12 protein-coding genes are annotated in these 13,649 nt (G+C 66.0%); 8 read left to right on the forward strand and 4 right to left on the reverse strand.

Annotation, left to right across the window (positions count from 1 at the left end):
* Positions 1-86: 86 nt before the first annotated feature.
* Together ASF09_RS00175 and ASF09_RS00180 are read right to left on the reverse strand one after the other, a co-directional pair.
* Positions 87-995 carry a sensor histidine kinase gene (locus ASF09_RS00175; protein ID WP_235529472.1) on the reverse strand — a complete coding sequence of 303 codons (909 nt, stop codon included), beginning with the start codon at positions 993-995 and terminating at the stop codon, positions 87-89.
* Positions 996-1,218: 223 nt separating this feature from the next.
* Entirely contained in the window at positions 1,219-2,439 is a 1,221-nt protein-coding gene (locus ASF09_RS00180) for a sigma-54-dependent transcriptional regulator (RefSeq protein ID WP_060524805.1), read from the reverse strand.
* A 186-nt stretch (positions 2,440-2,625) separates the two neighbouring features.
* Between ASF09_RS00180 and ASF09_RS00185 the strand changes: the two genes are divergently transcribed.
* From ASF09_RS00185 to ASF09_RS00200, 4 genes are read left to right on the forward strand one after another with little or no spacing between them, the layout of a single operon-like run.
* The gene (locus ASF09_RS00185) at positions 2,626-3,861 is read left to right on the forward strand and encodes an efflux RND transporter periplasmic adaptor subunit (protein WP_060523701.1); all 1,236 of its coding nucleotides are present in this window, start codon (positions 2,626-2,628) and stop codon (positions 3,859-3,861) included.
* Between the two features lie 23 nt (positions 3,862-3,884).
* Positions 3,885-4,595 carry an ABC transporter ATP-binding protein gene (locus ASF09_RS00190; protein WP_060523703.1) on the forward strand — a complete coding sequence of 237 codons (711 nt, stop codon included), beginning with the start codon at positions 3,885-3,887 and terminating at the stop codon, positions 4,593-4,595.
* A 48-nt stretch (positions 4,596-4,643) separates the two neighbouring features.
* Positions 4,644-7,070, forward strand: coding sequence for an ABC transporter permease (locus ASF09_RS00195; protein WP_060523705.1), 2,427 nt, complete (start codon positions 4,644-4,646; stop codon positions 7,068-7,070).
* A gap of 36 nt (positions 7,071-7,106) precedes the next feature.
* Entirely contained in the window at positions 7,107-9,530 is a 2,424-nt protein-coding gene (locus ASF09_RS00200; RefSeq protein ID WP_060523707.1) for an ABC transporter permease, read from the forward strand.
* Between the two features lie 78 nt (positions 9,531-9,608).
* Here ASF09_RS00200 and ASF09_RS00205 read toward each other — a convergent pair whose 3' ends face one another.
* Both ASF09_RS00205 and ASF09_RS00210 read right to left on the reverse strand, forming a co-directional pair.
* Positions 9,609-9,959 carry a DUF2461 family protein gene (locus ASF09_RS00205; RefSeq protein WP_060523709.1) on the reverse strand — a complete coding sequence of 117 codons (351 nt, stop codon included), beginning with the start codon at positions 9,957-9,959 and terminating at the stop codon, positions 9,609-9,611.
* 23 nt (positions 9,960-9,982) lie between these two features.
* The gene (locus tag ASF09_RS00210) at positions 9,983-10,198 is read right to left on the reverse strand and encodes a hypothetical protein (RefSeq protein ID WP_060523711.1); all 216 of its coding nucleotides are present in this window, start codon (positions 10,196-10,198) and stop codon (positions 9,983-9,985) included.
* A gap of 64 nt (positions 10,199-10,262) precedes the next feature.
* On the opposite strand from ASF09_RS00210, the gene ASF09_RS00215 reads away from it, so the two are divergent.
* The 4 genes from ASF09_RS00215 to ASF09_RS00225 all read left to right on the forward strand — a co-directional run bounded on the left by ASF09_RS00215 (position 10,263) and on the right by ASF09_RS00225 (position 13,202).
* Positions 10,263-10,907 (forward strand): TetR/AcrR family transcriptional regulator, encoded by a 645-nt coding sequence (locus ASF09_RS00215; protein WP_082443961.1) that lies wholly within the window; start codon positions 10,263-10,265, stop codon positions 10,905-10,907.
* 229 nt (positions 10,908-11,136) lie between these two features.
* The gene (locus ASF09_RS00220) at positions 11,137-11,628 is read left to right on the forward strand and encodes a DUF892 family protein (protein WP_082443962.1); all 492 of its coding nucleotides are present in this window, start codon (positions 11,137-11,139) and stop codon (positions 11,626-11,628) included.
* A 92-nt stretch (positions 11,629-11,720) separates the two neighbouring features.
* Positions 11,721-11,849: a hypothetical protein gene (locus tag ASF09_RS21040; protein ID WP_268795586.1), complete on the forward strand. Its 129-nt coding sequence runs from the start codon at positions 11,721-11,723 to the stop codon at positions 11,847-11,849.
* A gap of 12 nt (positions 11,850-11,861) precedes the next feature.
* Positions 11,862-13,202, forward strand: coding sequence for an FAD-binding domain-containing protein (locus ASF09_RS00225; RefSeq protein WP_156359117.1), 1,341 nt, complete (start codon positions 11,862-11,864; stop codon positions 13,200-13,202).
* Positions 13,203-13,649: the final 447 nt, after the last annotated feature.

Genomic DNA, 13,649 nt, shown 5'->3' on the forward strand with positions numbered 1-13,649 from the left:
GTTGGGAAGGCTAGGATGCGCCACGAATGTCGGCTTATGGGTCGATCTGTTGCGCACTATGCCGCTGGGTCATGTTGTTCGAAGCGCTAAGCTCGCGGAAGGGTCATGCGAAATATGGTGCCGGGGCCGTTCACGAGCGTGAGGCTCCCGCCGTGAGCTAGCGCAATTTGTCGCGCGAGACTGAGGCCGATGCCGTTACCGTCTGGCTTGGTCGTATGAAACGGCCGGAAGACTAGCGTGGAACTAGCCGGGGCGATACCTGCGCCATTGTCTACGACATCGATAACGAGCTGGGCTTTTACATGGTTTATCGACAGGCTGACCCGCGCGTCGCTCGATCGCGCCGCTTCTGCCGCATTCTGTAGTAGAGCCCAAAGCGCCTGATCGATCTGATCGCGGTCAAACGACCATGTGAGACCGTCGTCAACCTCGACCCAAAGCGTGATATCCGGCCAGCGTCCGGCACTTAGCCGCGCGAGATCGTCCGCCATCTCGCGAAGGTTCGTCGGCCTCAGTATAGGGCCGGGTAGGCGGGCTAGCGCACGATAGGCTTCGGTGAAGCGCTGCAATCCCTCCGCCCGACGGGCCAGCGTGCCGAGAATCTCACGCAGGAGGTCAAGATCGACGCCCGGCCGGTCGATAGCCGTCACCCCACTTTCGGCAAGCGAGGCGATCGGCGCCAGGCCGTTGAGCAATTCGTGGCCCAGCACCTGGATCATTTCGGTGGTCGCTCGCGCTTCGGCCACGCGCTCTTCCTGTTCGATATCGATCAAGGCGGCGACGGCGCGATGGTCCGAGACGATGACGCGGTCGATCCGCCAGCGTCGGCCTTCGTGGCTCAGATGGCTCACACCTAGCTGGGAGAGCGCGGCAGGGATTGGGAGGATGCGGTCGTCGGTCGCGAACAGCGTGCGGGCGGCACGGTTGAGAGCCCGAGCTGCGTTGCCCTCAATGGCGAGCAGAGGAGTCGGCGCGGCGTCGAGCAGGACGAGCAAGACCAAAGCGTCGGCGTCCGCTTCGGTTGCCGTCGATGGCTGGGGAGCGGCCCGCGGACGCATTACCGCCCACCAGACGAGCGTCCCCAGCCACGCGGCGATCAGCGTTGCGCCCGTCAGCAGGCCCCACAGGCCGATCCGCCATGCCGTCGCTCCGGCGATTCCAGACGCGACGAGACCGAGGCTTGCGAAGATCGCGGAAAGGCTCCTGCTCGCAGGCAGTCTAAAGCCCATAGCGCGCCATGCGACGATACAGCGCGCCTCGGCTAAGCCCGAGCGCGGTGGCAGCATGGGTAACATTGTGGCGATGCTCGCGCAGCGCCGCCTCGATCAGCGTCCGTTCGGCATCGGTCAGATCGAACGCTGCGTCGGATACGCCGGCCGCGATCTGCGCATCGGCCGTCGGGGGAGCGAGTATCGCTGCGTCGATGATGCCGCCATCCGACAGAAGCACGGCGCGCTCGACGGTAAGTGCCAGCCCGCGCACATCGTCGGGCCACACGGTCGCGCGGATCGCGGCCACGGCTGTTTCGCTCAACGTCGGCTCTGGCTGACCGAACCGGTCCGCAGCAACGCGGGCGAAATGCCGAGCTAGTAATACGGCATCGTCCTCGCGAGCGGCGAGCGGCGGTACGCTGACTTCAACGGTGCAGAGCCGCCGCCGCAGCGCCGGCGTCAGCGGAAACACGGTCTTGGCAATCGCGATGCAGCGCACGCCGGGCGGGATGCGGTCGATCAATCGCGATTGGGCGACCGTGTCGAGCTGGTCGGGATGGCGTAGGATGGCGGTGCCTTTGGCATCGTCGAGCCGTACCCATGCTGCCCCGTCGCGCAGGTCGATCCGCATCGGCGCGGTATCGGCATGCGGCGACGCGGCGTGGATCGCGAGCGCCGTCAGCGTCCGGCCACTGCCTGGGGCACCTGTGACGGTGACCCCTGCCGGAGTCGGAGCGATCCGGCGAACGAGGTCGCGCAGCCGGTGCATCGCTGCGCTTTCGCCGAGCAACCGCGCCGGCTCGTCGCTGTTGGCAGAGCGGGGCGTGCCCGTGCTGACGGTCGCGCCACGAGCGATGGCGCCCTCGACCTTGGCAATCAGCTCGGCGTTGCGCCACGGCTTCATCAGAAAATCGCTTGCGCCGGCCTGCATCGCCGCGACCGCGATCCGTATGCCGCTATGGGCGGTGATGATCACGACGCGGGCGTTCGGATCGTCGGACATGATGCGAGCGAGGCAGGCCATCCCTTCGCTGCCGCTCGATTCACCTGCGCTGAAATTCATGTCGAGCAGGATGGCATCGTAACCGCACGCAGCGAGCCGAGAGAAGGCGTCTTCCGGCGTGGTCGCGACATCCAGCCGGTGTCCTGCCATGCGGAATACGATCTCCATTGCCCGAGCCACCGCCTGGTTGTCGTCGACCAGCAGGATGGTGGCGACACTTGACATGGCCTCGAACCGTCCATTGGTGGACGGTCCGTCCATTTTCGAACGGCCGCCCGGTGGGGCAATCATGTTAAGAGGCTGATCCATAACGATTTAGTCTTTCGGCCGGTGATCGGCGACACTGGCGCCATGATGCCCGAACAGCCCGTACACGCAACTGCTTCTGCCAGCCCATCCGCGGGCGCGGCAATGGACCGCCGGGTCGACCGGCATGCGACGCCTCGGTGGCGTAACCCGCGCGTGCTGATCGCGGTGGCGCTCATCGTTGCTGCGGGCTTGGTGTGGCGGTTCCTGCCGGCCAGCGGATCGACCGATATGGCTGCGTCCGAGGTCGAGACCGGCATCGTCGAGCGTGCACCGTTCGCCGACTATTTGCCGGTGCGCGCCTCCGTTGCGCCGCGCGTCACGACGCTGGTCGGCGTGTTGTCGGGCGGACAGGTCGAAAAGCTGTTCGTACAGGACGGTTCGATGGTCGCCGAAGGCCAGCCGCTCGCGACGGTCGCCAACCCGGCGCTCAAGCTCGACGTGCTGACCCGCGAGGCACAGATCGCGAGCCAGCTCGGCAGTGTCGCGGGTGAGAATCTGGGGATCGAGCGTAACCGCCTCGATCGCGCTGGCCAGATCGCACAGGCGAACTACGACCTGATCAAGGCGCGTCGCGAACTGGGGATTCGCCAGCAGCTGCATGACAAGGGCTTTGTGTCAGATGCGGGGGTGCGGAGCTTCGTAGAGGAGGCTGCGTACCAGGAAAAGCGCCTCGCGCAGTTGCAGTCCGGCGGCGCGGCGGAGGCGCGGATCACGGCCACGCAGGGCCAACGGCTCGACGATACGCGCGGTCGGTTGGAAAGCAACCTGTCGGCGGTGCGTGCCGGTCTGGATGCACTGGTGATTCGTGCGCCGGCGGGTGGGCGGTTGACCAACTTCACGATCCAGCCGGGCCAGACGCTCAAGGCTGGTGACCCTGCGGGGCAGATCGACAGCGAAGGCTCGTGGAAGCTCGAAGCGGACGTCGACGAATACTATGTCGGGCGCGTCGCGGTGGGGCAGACGGCGACGGCGGGCGACGCACGGCTGCGCGTGTCGAAGGTGTTGCCGGCGGTGAAGGACGGGCGTTTCCGCGTCGAACTGACGTTCGTGTCGGCCCCGCCGGCCGGGCTCAACCGCGGCCAGACGCTCGACAGCCGTATCACGCTGGGAAGCACCGCCCCCGCACTCGTCGCGCCGGTCGGCGGCTGGCTGGAATCGGGCGGCGGCGCGTCCGTCTTCGTGTTCGACGCCGACGGCCGTCACGCCCGCCGCCAGGCGGTCAAGACCGGTCGGCGCAATCCCGAACAGGTCGAGATCCTGTCCGGCGTGGCCACCGGCGATCGCATCGTCACCTCCAGTACCGCGACCGTGAAGGGCGACATCCTCAACCTCCGCTAGACCCATCCTCCGAAAGGCTTCCCGTGATCCATCTTGAGAATATCCAGCGCCGCTACGTCTCCGACGAGGTCGAGACGACCGCGCTCGCCGATATCGACCTGCACGTCGAGGCGGGCGAGTTCGTCGCGATCATGGGCCCGTCGGGGTGTGGCAAGTCGACTCTGCTCAATACGCTCGGCACCGTCGATCGTCCGACGGGGGGCAAGTATCTGTTCGACGATCGCGATCTCGCCGCGCTCGACGAGAAGGCACTGGCGCAGTTCCGCGGCGCCACGCTCGGTTTCGTGTTTCAGAGCTTCAACCTGATCGACGAATTGACGATCGAGGAGAACGTCGCGCTCGGGCTCGCCTATCGCAAGGATGATGGCGGCAAGAAGAGCGGGGCTGGCAAGGGGATTGGGGACCGGCGGGCGCGGGTCGCCGCTGCGATGGACAAGGTCGGCATCGCCCACCGTGCACGGCATTATCCGCACCAACTGTCGGGCGGGCAGCAGCAACGCGCCGCGATCGCCCGCGCGATCGTCGGAGCGCCCAAGCTGATCCTCGCCGACGAGCCGACCGGCAACCTCGACACCGCCAATGGCGAGCAGGTGATGAATATCCTCGCCGGACTGAATGACGAGGGCGCGACGATCATCATGGTCACGCATTCGCCTAGCCACGCAGACATGGCGAAGCGGCGCATCGACATGCTCGACGGCCGAATCGTCGCGTCCGCCGCGCGCGTGATCTGAGCCATCCCCTCGCTCGACCATCCCCTTGTTCGAAAGGTCCCGCGCGCGATGAACCGTTTCGCCCTGCTCTCGCTCTACCGGTCGCTCACGCGTCACAAGCTGCATGCCGCGCTCAACATCGGCGGGCTCGCGGTTGGCATCGCCGTGTTCCTGGTTCTGAGCCTGTATGTCCGGTTCGAGACGAGCTTCGAGACGTGGTTGCCGCGACACCGGGGCATCTATGTCGTGCAAAGCGCGCTCCATCTGCCGGGCAACGCGTTCAACGGCGCCTATCCGGGAACCATGTCTGGCATGCTCGAACAGATGCGGCAGGATTTCCCCGGCCTCGTCGGCACGCGTATTCGCGGCGGCAAGGGCGGCGGCACCGTGTTGCGCGGCGACGACGCCACCAAGGAGGATGTCGCGCAGGTCGATGCGGCGTTCTTCGACGTGTTCGACCTGCCGATGGTGCGCGGCGAGGGCGCGCGCGCGTTGGCCGATCCGGCCGCCGCGCTGGTCAGCCGCTCTGCCGCGCGCAAATTCTTTGGCACCACCGATCCGCTCGGGCAGACGATCCGGATCGCGGTCGATGCACCCGCCAATTACCGCGTCGCGGGCGTGTTCGAGGATCTGCCGGCCAACACCGATCTCCACTTCTCGATCCTGCTGCCGATCCCGCGCACGCCGCCGCCCGCCGAATGGGCGTGGTATAAATGGGGCACCGCGTCGCTCTGGACCTATCTGCGTTTCGAGACGCCGGGTGCGGCACAGCGGTTTCAGCAGGCGCTGCCAGCCTTCATCAAACGCCATGCCGGGCAGGATCTCGGGCCGGCACCGACCGATATCTTCTCGCTGCCGCTGGTCCCGATCGCCGCCGCACATCTGCGACCGGTCGGCGAGGAGAGCGGGGGACGCAAGCTGACCGTTGCGACGCTCGGCATCGTCGGGGTGCTGACGCTCCTGATCGCGATCGTGAACTATGTGAACCTCGCCACCGCGCGGGCTAGCCTGCGCGCGCGCGAAGTGGCGATGCGCAAGGTGCTGGGCGCGGACCGGGCCGCGCTGATACGCCAGTTCCTCGGCGAGGCGATCGCTACCGCCGCGCTGGCCGCTTTGCTTGGCCTGATCCTCGCCGAACTCGGCCTGCCACTCGTTAATGCGGCGGCGCGGCTGGCGCTCAAGATCCCCTATGCGCTGGTCGTGCCGTCGCTGGCGCTTGTGGTGCTGATCGTTGGTCTGCTCGCCGGGTTCTATCCCGCGCTGCTGTTGTCGCGTTATCCCGCCGCAACGGTACTGGCGTCGGCGCGCGCGCCGGGCGGGGGGCGCGCAGGAACGCGTCTGCGCGAGGCACTGGTAGTGTTCCAGTTCGGCCTAGCGATCGCGTTCGTCACCGGCACGATGATCCTCGCTGCGCAGACCGCGCATGTCCGCAAGGCGGATCTCGGTTTCCGGCGCGATGGCCTGCTTACCGTTTCTTCGTTGCTGGACAAGGCGATCTGGCCGGCGCGCGCGACCGCGATCCTCGCGGCGATGCGCGCGCTGCCCGGTGTCGAGTCTGTCGGTGTCGGAGGCACCGGACCGGGCGGCGACGGTACCGCCAATATCGACGTGATCGACATGCCGGGACGCCCCCCGCCGGGCCTGTCGGTCGCCACGATCATTGCGGGCAAGGGCTTCTTCCGCACCTACGGCGTCACGCTACTTGCCGGACGTCTATTCGACGATGCCCACGGCGCGGACGATTCGAGCGACTGGAAGGCGTGGCCGAAGGGGCGAAATATCGTCATCAACCGCAAGGCCGCGGCGGCGCTCGGCTTCCGCTCGCCGACCGAAGCGATCGGCAAAACGGTCGGCGGCGGCATGCCCCGCACGATCGTCGGCGTGATCGACCAGCTCCGCTTTTATGCGCCACGCGCACCCGACCAGGCGACGTATTACGTCTATTATCGCAATATGCCGCCGACACCCGTGGCGGCGATCCGCTACGCGGGCGATCGCAAGGCCGTCATGGACGCGGTGCGCGCGACATGGCGGAGGCTCGCGCCCGAGGTTCCGTTGTCGGTCGAGACTGCCGAACACCGGCTCGCGCCATTCTACGAGGCTGACGATCATGCTGCGCGGCTGTTCGGGATCGGCGCGGGGCTGGCGGTGCTGATCGCCTGTGGCGGGCTATGGGGCCTCGCCTCGTTCAACACGACGCGGCGGATCCGCGAGATCGGCATCAGGAAGACGCTCGGCGCGTCGTCCTCCGACATCGTCCGGCTGTTGATAGGCCAGTTCCTGCGGCCTGTGCTGATCGCCAATCTGGTCGCGTGGCCGCTAGCGTTCGTCGCGATGCGGACGTGGCTGGCCGGGTTCGATGACCGGATCGCGCTGTCGCCGATCTATTTCGTCGGCGCCAGCCTGCTCGCGCTCGCGATCGCGCTGATTACCATCGTCGGCCAGTCAGTCCGTGCCAGTCGTGCCGCGCCCGCCTGGGCCCTGCGCCATGACTGATTCCGTCGCCATCTCCTCTCGTTCGGATCATCCGCAATGAACCGCTTCGCCCTGCTCTCGCTCTACCGGTCGCTGACCCGCCACCGGCTTTATGCCGCGCTCAACATCGGCGGGCTGGCGGTGGGGGTCGCCGTCTTTCTCGTCCTCGGGCTCTACGTCCGGTTCGAGACGAGCTTCGAGAAATGGCTGCCGCGCCACGCCGGAATCTATGTCGTGCAGACGGTGTGGAACCTGCCGGAAAGCCCCGTCAACGGTGCCTATCCGAACACGATGGGCGGTCTGCTGGACCAGCTGCGTGAGGATTTCCCCGGTATCGTCGGCACGCGGATCCGCGGCGGCGAGAACGGGGGATCGGTGATCCGCGGCGGTGTCGCGACGGCCGAGGACGTCGCGCAGGTCGACGCATCTTTCTTCCGGGTATTCGACCTGCCAATGGCGCGGGGCGACGGCCGCGCCGCGCTTGCCAGCCCAACCAACGCGCTGATCAGTGAGAGCGTGGCGCGCAAATATTTCGGCACCGCCAACCCCGTCGGTCAGACGCTGACGATCGCGACCGATGCGCAGACCAACTACCAGATCGCCGGCGTCTTCCGCGACCTGCCCAAGACCAGCGACCTGCGGCTCTCGATCCTGATCCCGCTGCCGCGGACCCCGCCGTCGGAGAGCTGGTTCCACTGGGGCAGTACGTCGCTCCAAACGTTTCTGCGGTTCGATACGCCAGCCGCGGCGCGCGCGTTTTCGCAGACAATCCCGTCGTTCGTGAACCGGCGAGGCTTGGCGGATCTCGGCAAGAATGCGTGGGACACGCAGCGGATCGCCGTCCTGCCGATCGACCGGCTTCATCTCGAACCGACCGGATCGCAGAGCGCCAGCCGCAAGATCACCGTCGTGACACTCGGGCTGGTCGGGCTGCTGACGCTGGTCATCGCGGTCGTGAACTACGTCAACCTGGCGACCGCACGCGCCGGTCTGCGCGCACGCGAGGTGGCGATGCGCAAGGTCCTGGGTGCGGACCGCGCCACGCTGGTCCGCCAGTTCCTGGGGGAGGCGGTGCTGACCGTGATCGTCGCGGGCCTGACCGGGCTGATTCTCGCCGAGCTCGGACTGCCGCTGGTCAATGCGGCCGGAGGCCTGTCGCTGAGCATTCCCTATGCGCTCGTCGTGCCCGCGCTGGCGGTGCTTGCGGTAATGGTGGGGATCCTCGCCGGCTTCTATCCGGCGGTGCTGCTGTCGCGGTTTCCCGCGGCGGCGGTGCTGGCGTCGGCGCGTTCACCAGGCGGCGGCCGTGCCGGAACCCGCACGCGCGAGGCGCTGGTCGTGCTGCAGTTCGCGCTGGCGATCGCGTTCATGATAGGCACCACGGTGCTGGTCGCGCAGACCCGCCATGTTCGCCAGTCCGATCTCGGTTTCAGGCGCGAGGGGCTGCTGGTGCTCCTGTCGATGCGCGACAGCCTCGTCGACAGCGCGCAGCGTCGCGCAGTCATCGCGGCGATCCGCGATCTTCCGGGTGTTACCGGTGTCGCCGTCGGCAACACCGCGGTCGGCGGCAGCGGCGAGGACAATAGCGACAACGTACCCTTGCCGGGCGTGACCGGTCCCGGACCGTCGCTCCGCTGGTCGATCGTCGGGCCGGCGTTCTTCCGGGTCTATGGCACGCGTTTGCTAGCTGGCCGGGTCTTCGACGAAGCGCATCGCGCGGACGACGATCCGTCCCGCGCAAAAGGGGTGTCCATAGCCATCGTCATCAACCGACGCGCTGTCGCCGTGCTGGGCTTCCGCTCGCCGGAGGATGCGGTCGGCAAGACGGTCGGCGGCGACCGGCCGCGGACGATTATCGGCGTGGTCGACGACATGCGTTTCTCCTCGCCGCGCGAACCCAACAGCGCGGCATATTATATCTATTACCGCGAGCCCGAGCGTACCGGCACGGCGGTCGCCTCGATCCGCTTTGCGGGCGACCCACGCGCGATGCTCGACGCGGTCAGGAAGACTTGGCAGCGGATCGTGCCTCAGGTGCCGTTCGCCGCCGATACCGCCGACTCCCGCCTGAACGCGTTCTACGAAACCGACGACCGCGCCACGCGGCTGTTCGGCATCGGCGCAGCGCTGGCGGTGCTGATCGGTTGCGTCGGGCTGTGGGGTCTGGCCTCGTTCAACACCGCGCGGCGGATTCGGGAGATCGGGATCAGGAAGACGCTCGGCGCGTCGTCCGCCGATATCGTCATGCTCCTGGTCGGCCAGTTTCTCCGCCCCGTGCTGATCGCCAACGTCATCGCATGGCCGCTCGCCTTTGTGTCGATGCGGACGTGGCTGGCCGGCTTCGACGACCGGATCACGCTATCGCCGCTCTATTTCGTTGGCGCCAGCCTGCTCGCGCTTGCGGTCGCAGTGTTGACCGTGCTGGGCCAGTCGCTCCGCGCCAGCCGTGCTGCGCCGGCTTGGGCGCTCCGCCATGACTAAGTGGCTGGCGTTGATCGGCGTGGCGTTCCTTGTTGCACCGGTTTCGGCGGAAACCCTGCGCGAGGCGATAGCGACGGCTTATGCGACCAACCCGCAACTCGGCGCAGCACGCGCCCGCCAGGAAGCGCTCGCCAAGAGCCCGGAGCAGGCGCGTGTGCTCGGTCGCCCGACCGTGTCCGTCGACGCGGGCGCGGGGTATGACCGGCTGGGCCGCATGTCGCGGTGGATCCGCGAGACGCACTTCTTCGGATCGAGATCGAGCCCGGCCACCGCCTCGTCGTAACTGGCGGCGGCGTCGATCAGCTGGGCAGCAACGTCCGTCAGGTTCTCGAGCGCCGTCTCGTAGCGGTCACGGTGCGCCTCGAACCATTCCTTGTCATTGTTCTTGCCCAGGTCGCGCAGGAACTTGAACGTAGCGGCATCGATCATCGGGATACTCCTTGTGGGGATGGTCAGGCGCCGGTGGCGGAGACGGCGACCACGGGTTCGACGGCGCGGAAGAGGACGCCGGCGATCTCCGAATCATATTCGTTGGCGCGATCGATCAGGTCCTCCTCGAGCGCGAGAAGATCGTCGCGGGCGGCATGCAATGCACCGCGATGTGCGACGGCCCATACCTTGCTGTTGTCGCCCGGATGTTTGGCGAATAGGAACGCTCGATCGACCATCGCGCAATAACGGACGGTATCGTCCTTTGTTGCAATGCCGGGTGAACGGACTAACTCTGACGCTATGGCTGACGCTCCTCCGACAGATCGCCCGCGTAGAGGCCGCCCCCGCGCCGAAGATCGCGGATTGGTCGATGAGCGCGTCCTCGACGCCGCGACGGCGCTGTTTCTCGAACAGGGGTTCGGGCGGACGACGCTGGACCAGGTCTCGGAGCGATCGCGGACGGGAAAATCGACGCTCTACGGGCGGTATGCGAACAAGGAGGCCTTGTTCGCGGCGGTGGTGACGCGGTCGATCGACGCGATGTTCGACGATCTGAAAGCCGCTCCGTCCGGTGGCGACGTGCAAAGCCGGTTGCGCCATCTCGGACGCGAGCTGGCGCTGGTGATGCTCGATGCGCGGTGTGTCGCGCTGATGCGGATCACCGCGGCCGAGGCCGGCAACTTTCCGGCGCTGGCGACGCTCGGGTATCAAAAGAGCTTCGACGGCACGGCGCGCTTCGTCGCGGAGGCGATCGTCGGGCCGGACGGGAGCAGGTCGGTAGAGAACGCCCTGCCGATCGCCTGCCGGTTCGTCGAACTCGCGCTTCAGCCGATCAGTTTCCAGGCGACCTTCGGCGTCGATCCCGAACTGTTGAAAGAGCATGTCGGTCGTCATGTCGACGATGCGATCGTCCTGCTGACCACGACCGGTTTGCTCAAGAGCTGACGACGCTCTCGGGCGTCACCGCAGTCGGCACGCTGTTTTCTGGGCTTATTTCTATCACCCCGGGAACCATGATCGCGCCGACGCGTCTTTAATGGACGAAACCCTCCGTTAATTAGCGGCGGCGATCGCATTTCTTCACCCGACCCTTTCAACGCGTTTTCGTCCGTCGTTCCGTCCCCGTTTGCGGCACGGGATCGGTGTGCGCGGGGTCACAGTTCAAGGACGCACGATGTCTAAAGCAGCCTATATGGAATGGTACAAAGCTGGCTCGCATGCCGCACGCTCGGCGTGCGAGCAGGGTGTCGCGGCCGCATCTAAGGCCGAGCAGCACTTCACCGACAGCGATGCCAAGGCGCTGGCTGGCGATGGCAGGACGATGCTCGAGCAGCACCAGAAGGCGTTTGTCGGCTTCCTCGCCGACATCCGTGAACAGCCGAACGACTTCGTCGATCAGATCATGAAGGGTATCGGCGAGGGCGTCGGCCTGTCGCTCGAGGCGGCAGAGGAACCCGAGATCGTCGATGTCGCGCTGGTGACGGGTGAACAGACCGGGCTGCACTATTTCATCGCAGCATACGGCGCCCATGGTGCCGCTGCCAAGGCGCTCGGGATGCCCGCGCATGCCGAGACTCTGGAGCAGATGATCGAAGAGTGCCACGCGCTAGACCGTCGCTACACCGATGTCGCTGAAGCCAGAGTCAATCCAGCGGCGGCGGCCTAACGACCTTCCAGTCCGAAGAGCCCGGATGCTGCCGTTCCACGCTCTGCGGTGGGCCGGCAGTATTCGCTTCGTCGATCCACGAGGATGAATTCATGGCGATGCCCCGGATGATGCAGGCTGCACGACTATACGATGTCGACTCCGACATGCAGCTGGAAGAGATTGTGAGAAAAGCCGAACGCAGCGGTGGTTTCACCAACTTCGTCGTCAATCCGAACTGACGGGTGCCGACGATGCCAAAGTCCTTGCCTGGAAAGGTGCTCGTCCTGCTGGCCGAGGATTTGCGACTGGAAGACAATCTCGCCTTCGCCTTGGCATCGGACCCCAACGGCGATGGACTGGCGGTTCTCCGCATTCTTCCCGAAGCGCGAGGCCGGCCCCTGCGTACCCAACACCGGCGGGAGATCGAGGATGCGGCTGAGATCCGTCTCGGCAAGCAGCTGTGCGACAGGGGTATCGCGTTCGAAATCGTGGGTCCCGAAGACGACGCATCGCTGGTGCACGCCTGCCGTCGGTTGGGGTGCACATCCGTCATTCGCAACGCAGCCGACGGCATGGCGATCGAGAACGCGTATCGTCTGGAGTGGGAGCGGGAGTCGGCGGCTGCGAACATTCCCTTCCTGACGGTCAACGGGGAGATGATCCGGCGGCTGGGTCCGGGCGGTGCAAAACCCGACCGTCCGTTCCTGTCGGATGACCGGGAGGTCGAAGCAGATCGCTTGCCTGACGATCATCCGATCCTGCTGCTGCGTGCGTTCCTGCTTGCGCTGCCGGATCGCAATTATCTGGCCGACATGTGGATACCAGGTCGGGACCGGACGAGTTCCAGCCAGCTCTCGACCCATTTTGCCGCGGGAACGCTGTCGAGTGACCGTGCGACATGGGAAACCGTCAAGGCCGAACGCGCGTGGAACGCGGCCAATCCTGGGCAATCACGGACGCCGGAAGGTGCGTCGTTTCGCCACTTCCGGAGTAGGGTCAGCATGAGGACGGGGTTTCTGACGACGTTCTCCCGCTACCAGGACACGACGCCACCGCTGGCATCGCCTCCGGCGGAGATGGAGCGGGTCCGGGCATGGCGAGACGGTCGCACCGGCATCCCCATGCCCGACGCCGCCATGCGCGAGCTGGCTCGCACCGGCTGGATCAATTTCCGGCTGCGGCAGCTCGTCACGTCCTACGGTGTCCAGCTTCTTCAACTCCCCGCGGCCGAGGTCGGTGGCGCGCTTGCCGAGATGTTCGACGACTATGAGCCGGGCATCACCTGGCCACAGGTCGGCCTGAACGATGGGACGATCATGCAGGATCGCGGTCCACGCATCCTCAATCCGGTCAAGCAAGGCCGCGATCTCGATCCGTTTGAGACGTACGTCAGGCGGTGGATCCCCGAACTGGAACCGGTGCCGGTCGGCTTCGGACACGAGCCATGGCTCTGGCTCGACAATCCGCTGCCTGCCCCGATCGTCGATCACAAAGCCGCCTTCCGCGATGCCCGAGCCCGATGGGGGAATCAAAAGCAACGTCTAAGGCCACGTGAAGATGTGCTCCTCACGCACGGGAGTGACCCTTCCTGAGAGCTGCAGCATGCAAATGGTGACCATTAGGATACTGGCCGAAACTATGGATCTGCAGCTACCGCCTGTCCCGAAGCTCGATTGTTTTGGAGACAGGCGGTAATGCAGCCCGACGGCAGCTATCGCACACGCCTCTCTGAAGGCTGCAGTACGACTGACCTGCCCAGTCCCTGCCGTCCAACCAGATGAACGAGTGGCTGAAGTCCGGAAGTCGATAGGTAAATCTGCGGGGACAAGAGGCTAGCTGGCCTACAACCGTTAGCTCTCACCTCGGGTTGCCGCGCCACGTTGAAAACACCGGTGTTCTAGTACGCACCTTCAGATGGGGCATCCAAATGCTCGTGACGTCCGATCCCGTTTTGCACGATCGAATCCAGCGCAGTGATGGCCTCGATGTCCTGATCATCTCGAGTCGGCACCGCGAAACGCCATAGCTGCCGTCGGGAT

Source organism: Sphingomonas sp. Leaf242 (assembly GCF_001422045.1).
GTDB lineage: Bacteria > Pseudomonadota > Alphaproteobacteria > Sphingomonadales > Sphingomonadaceae > Sphingomonas.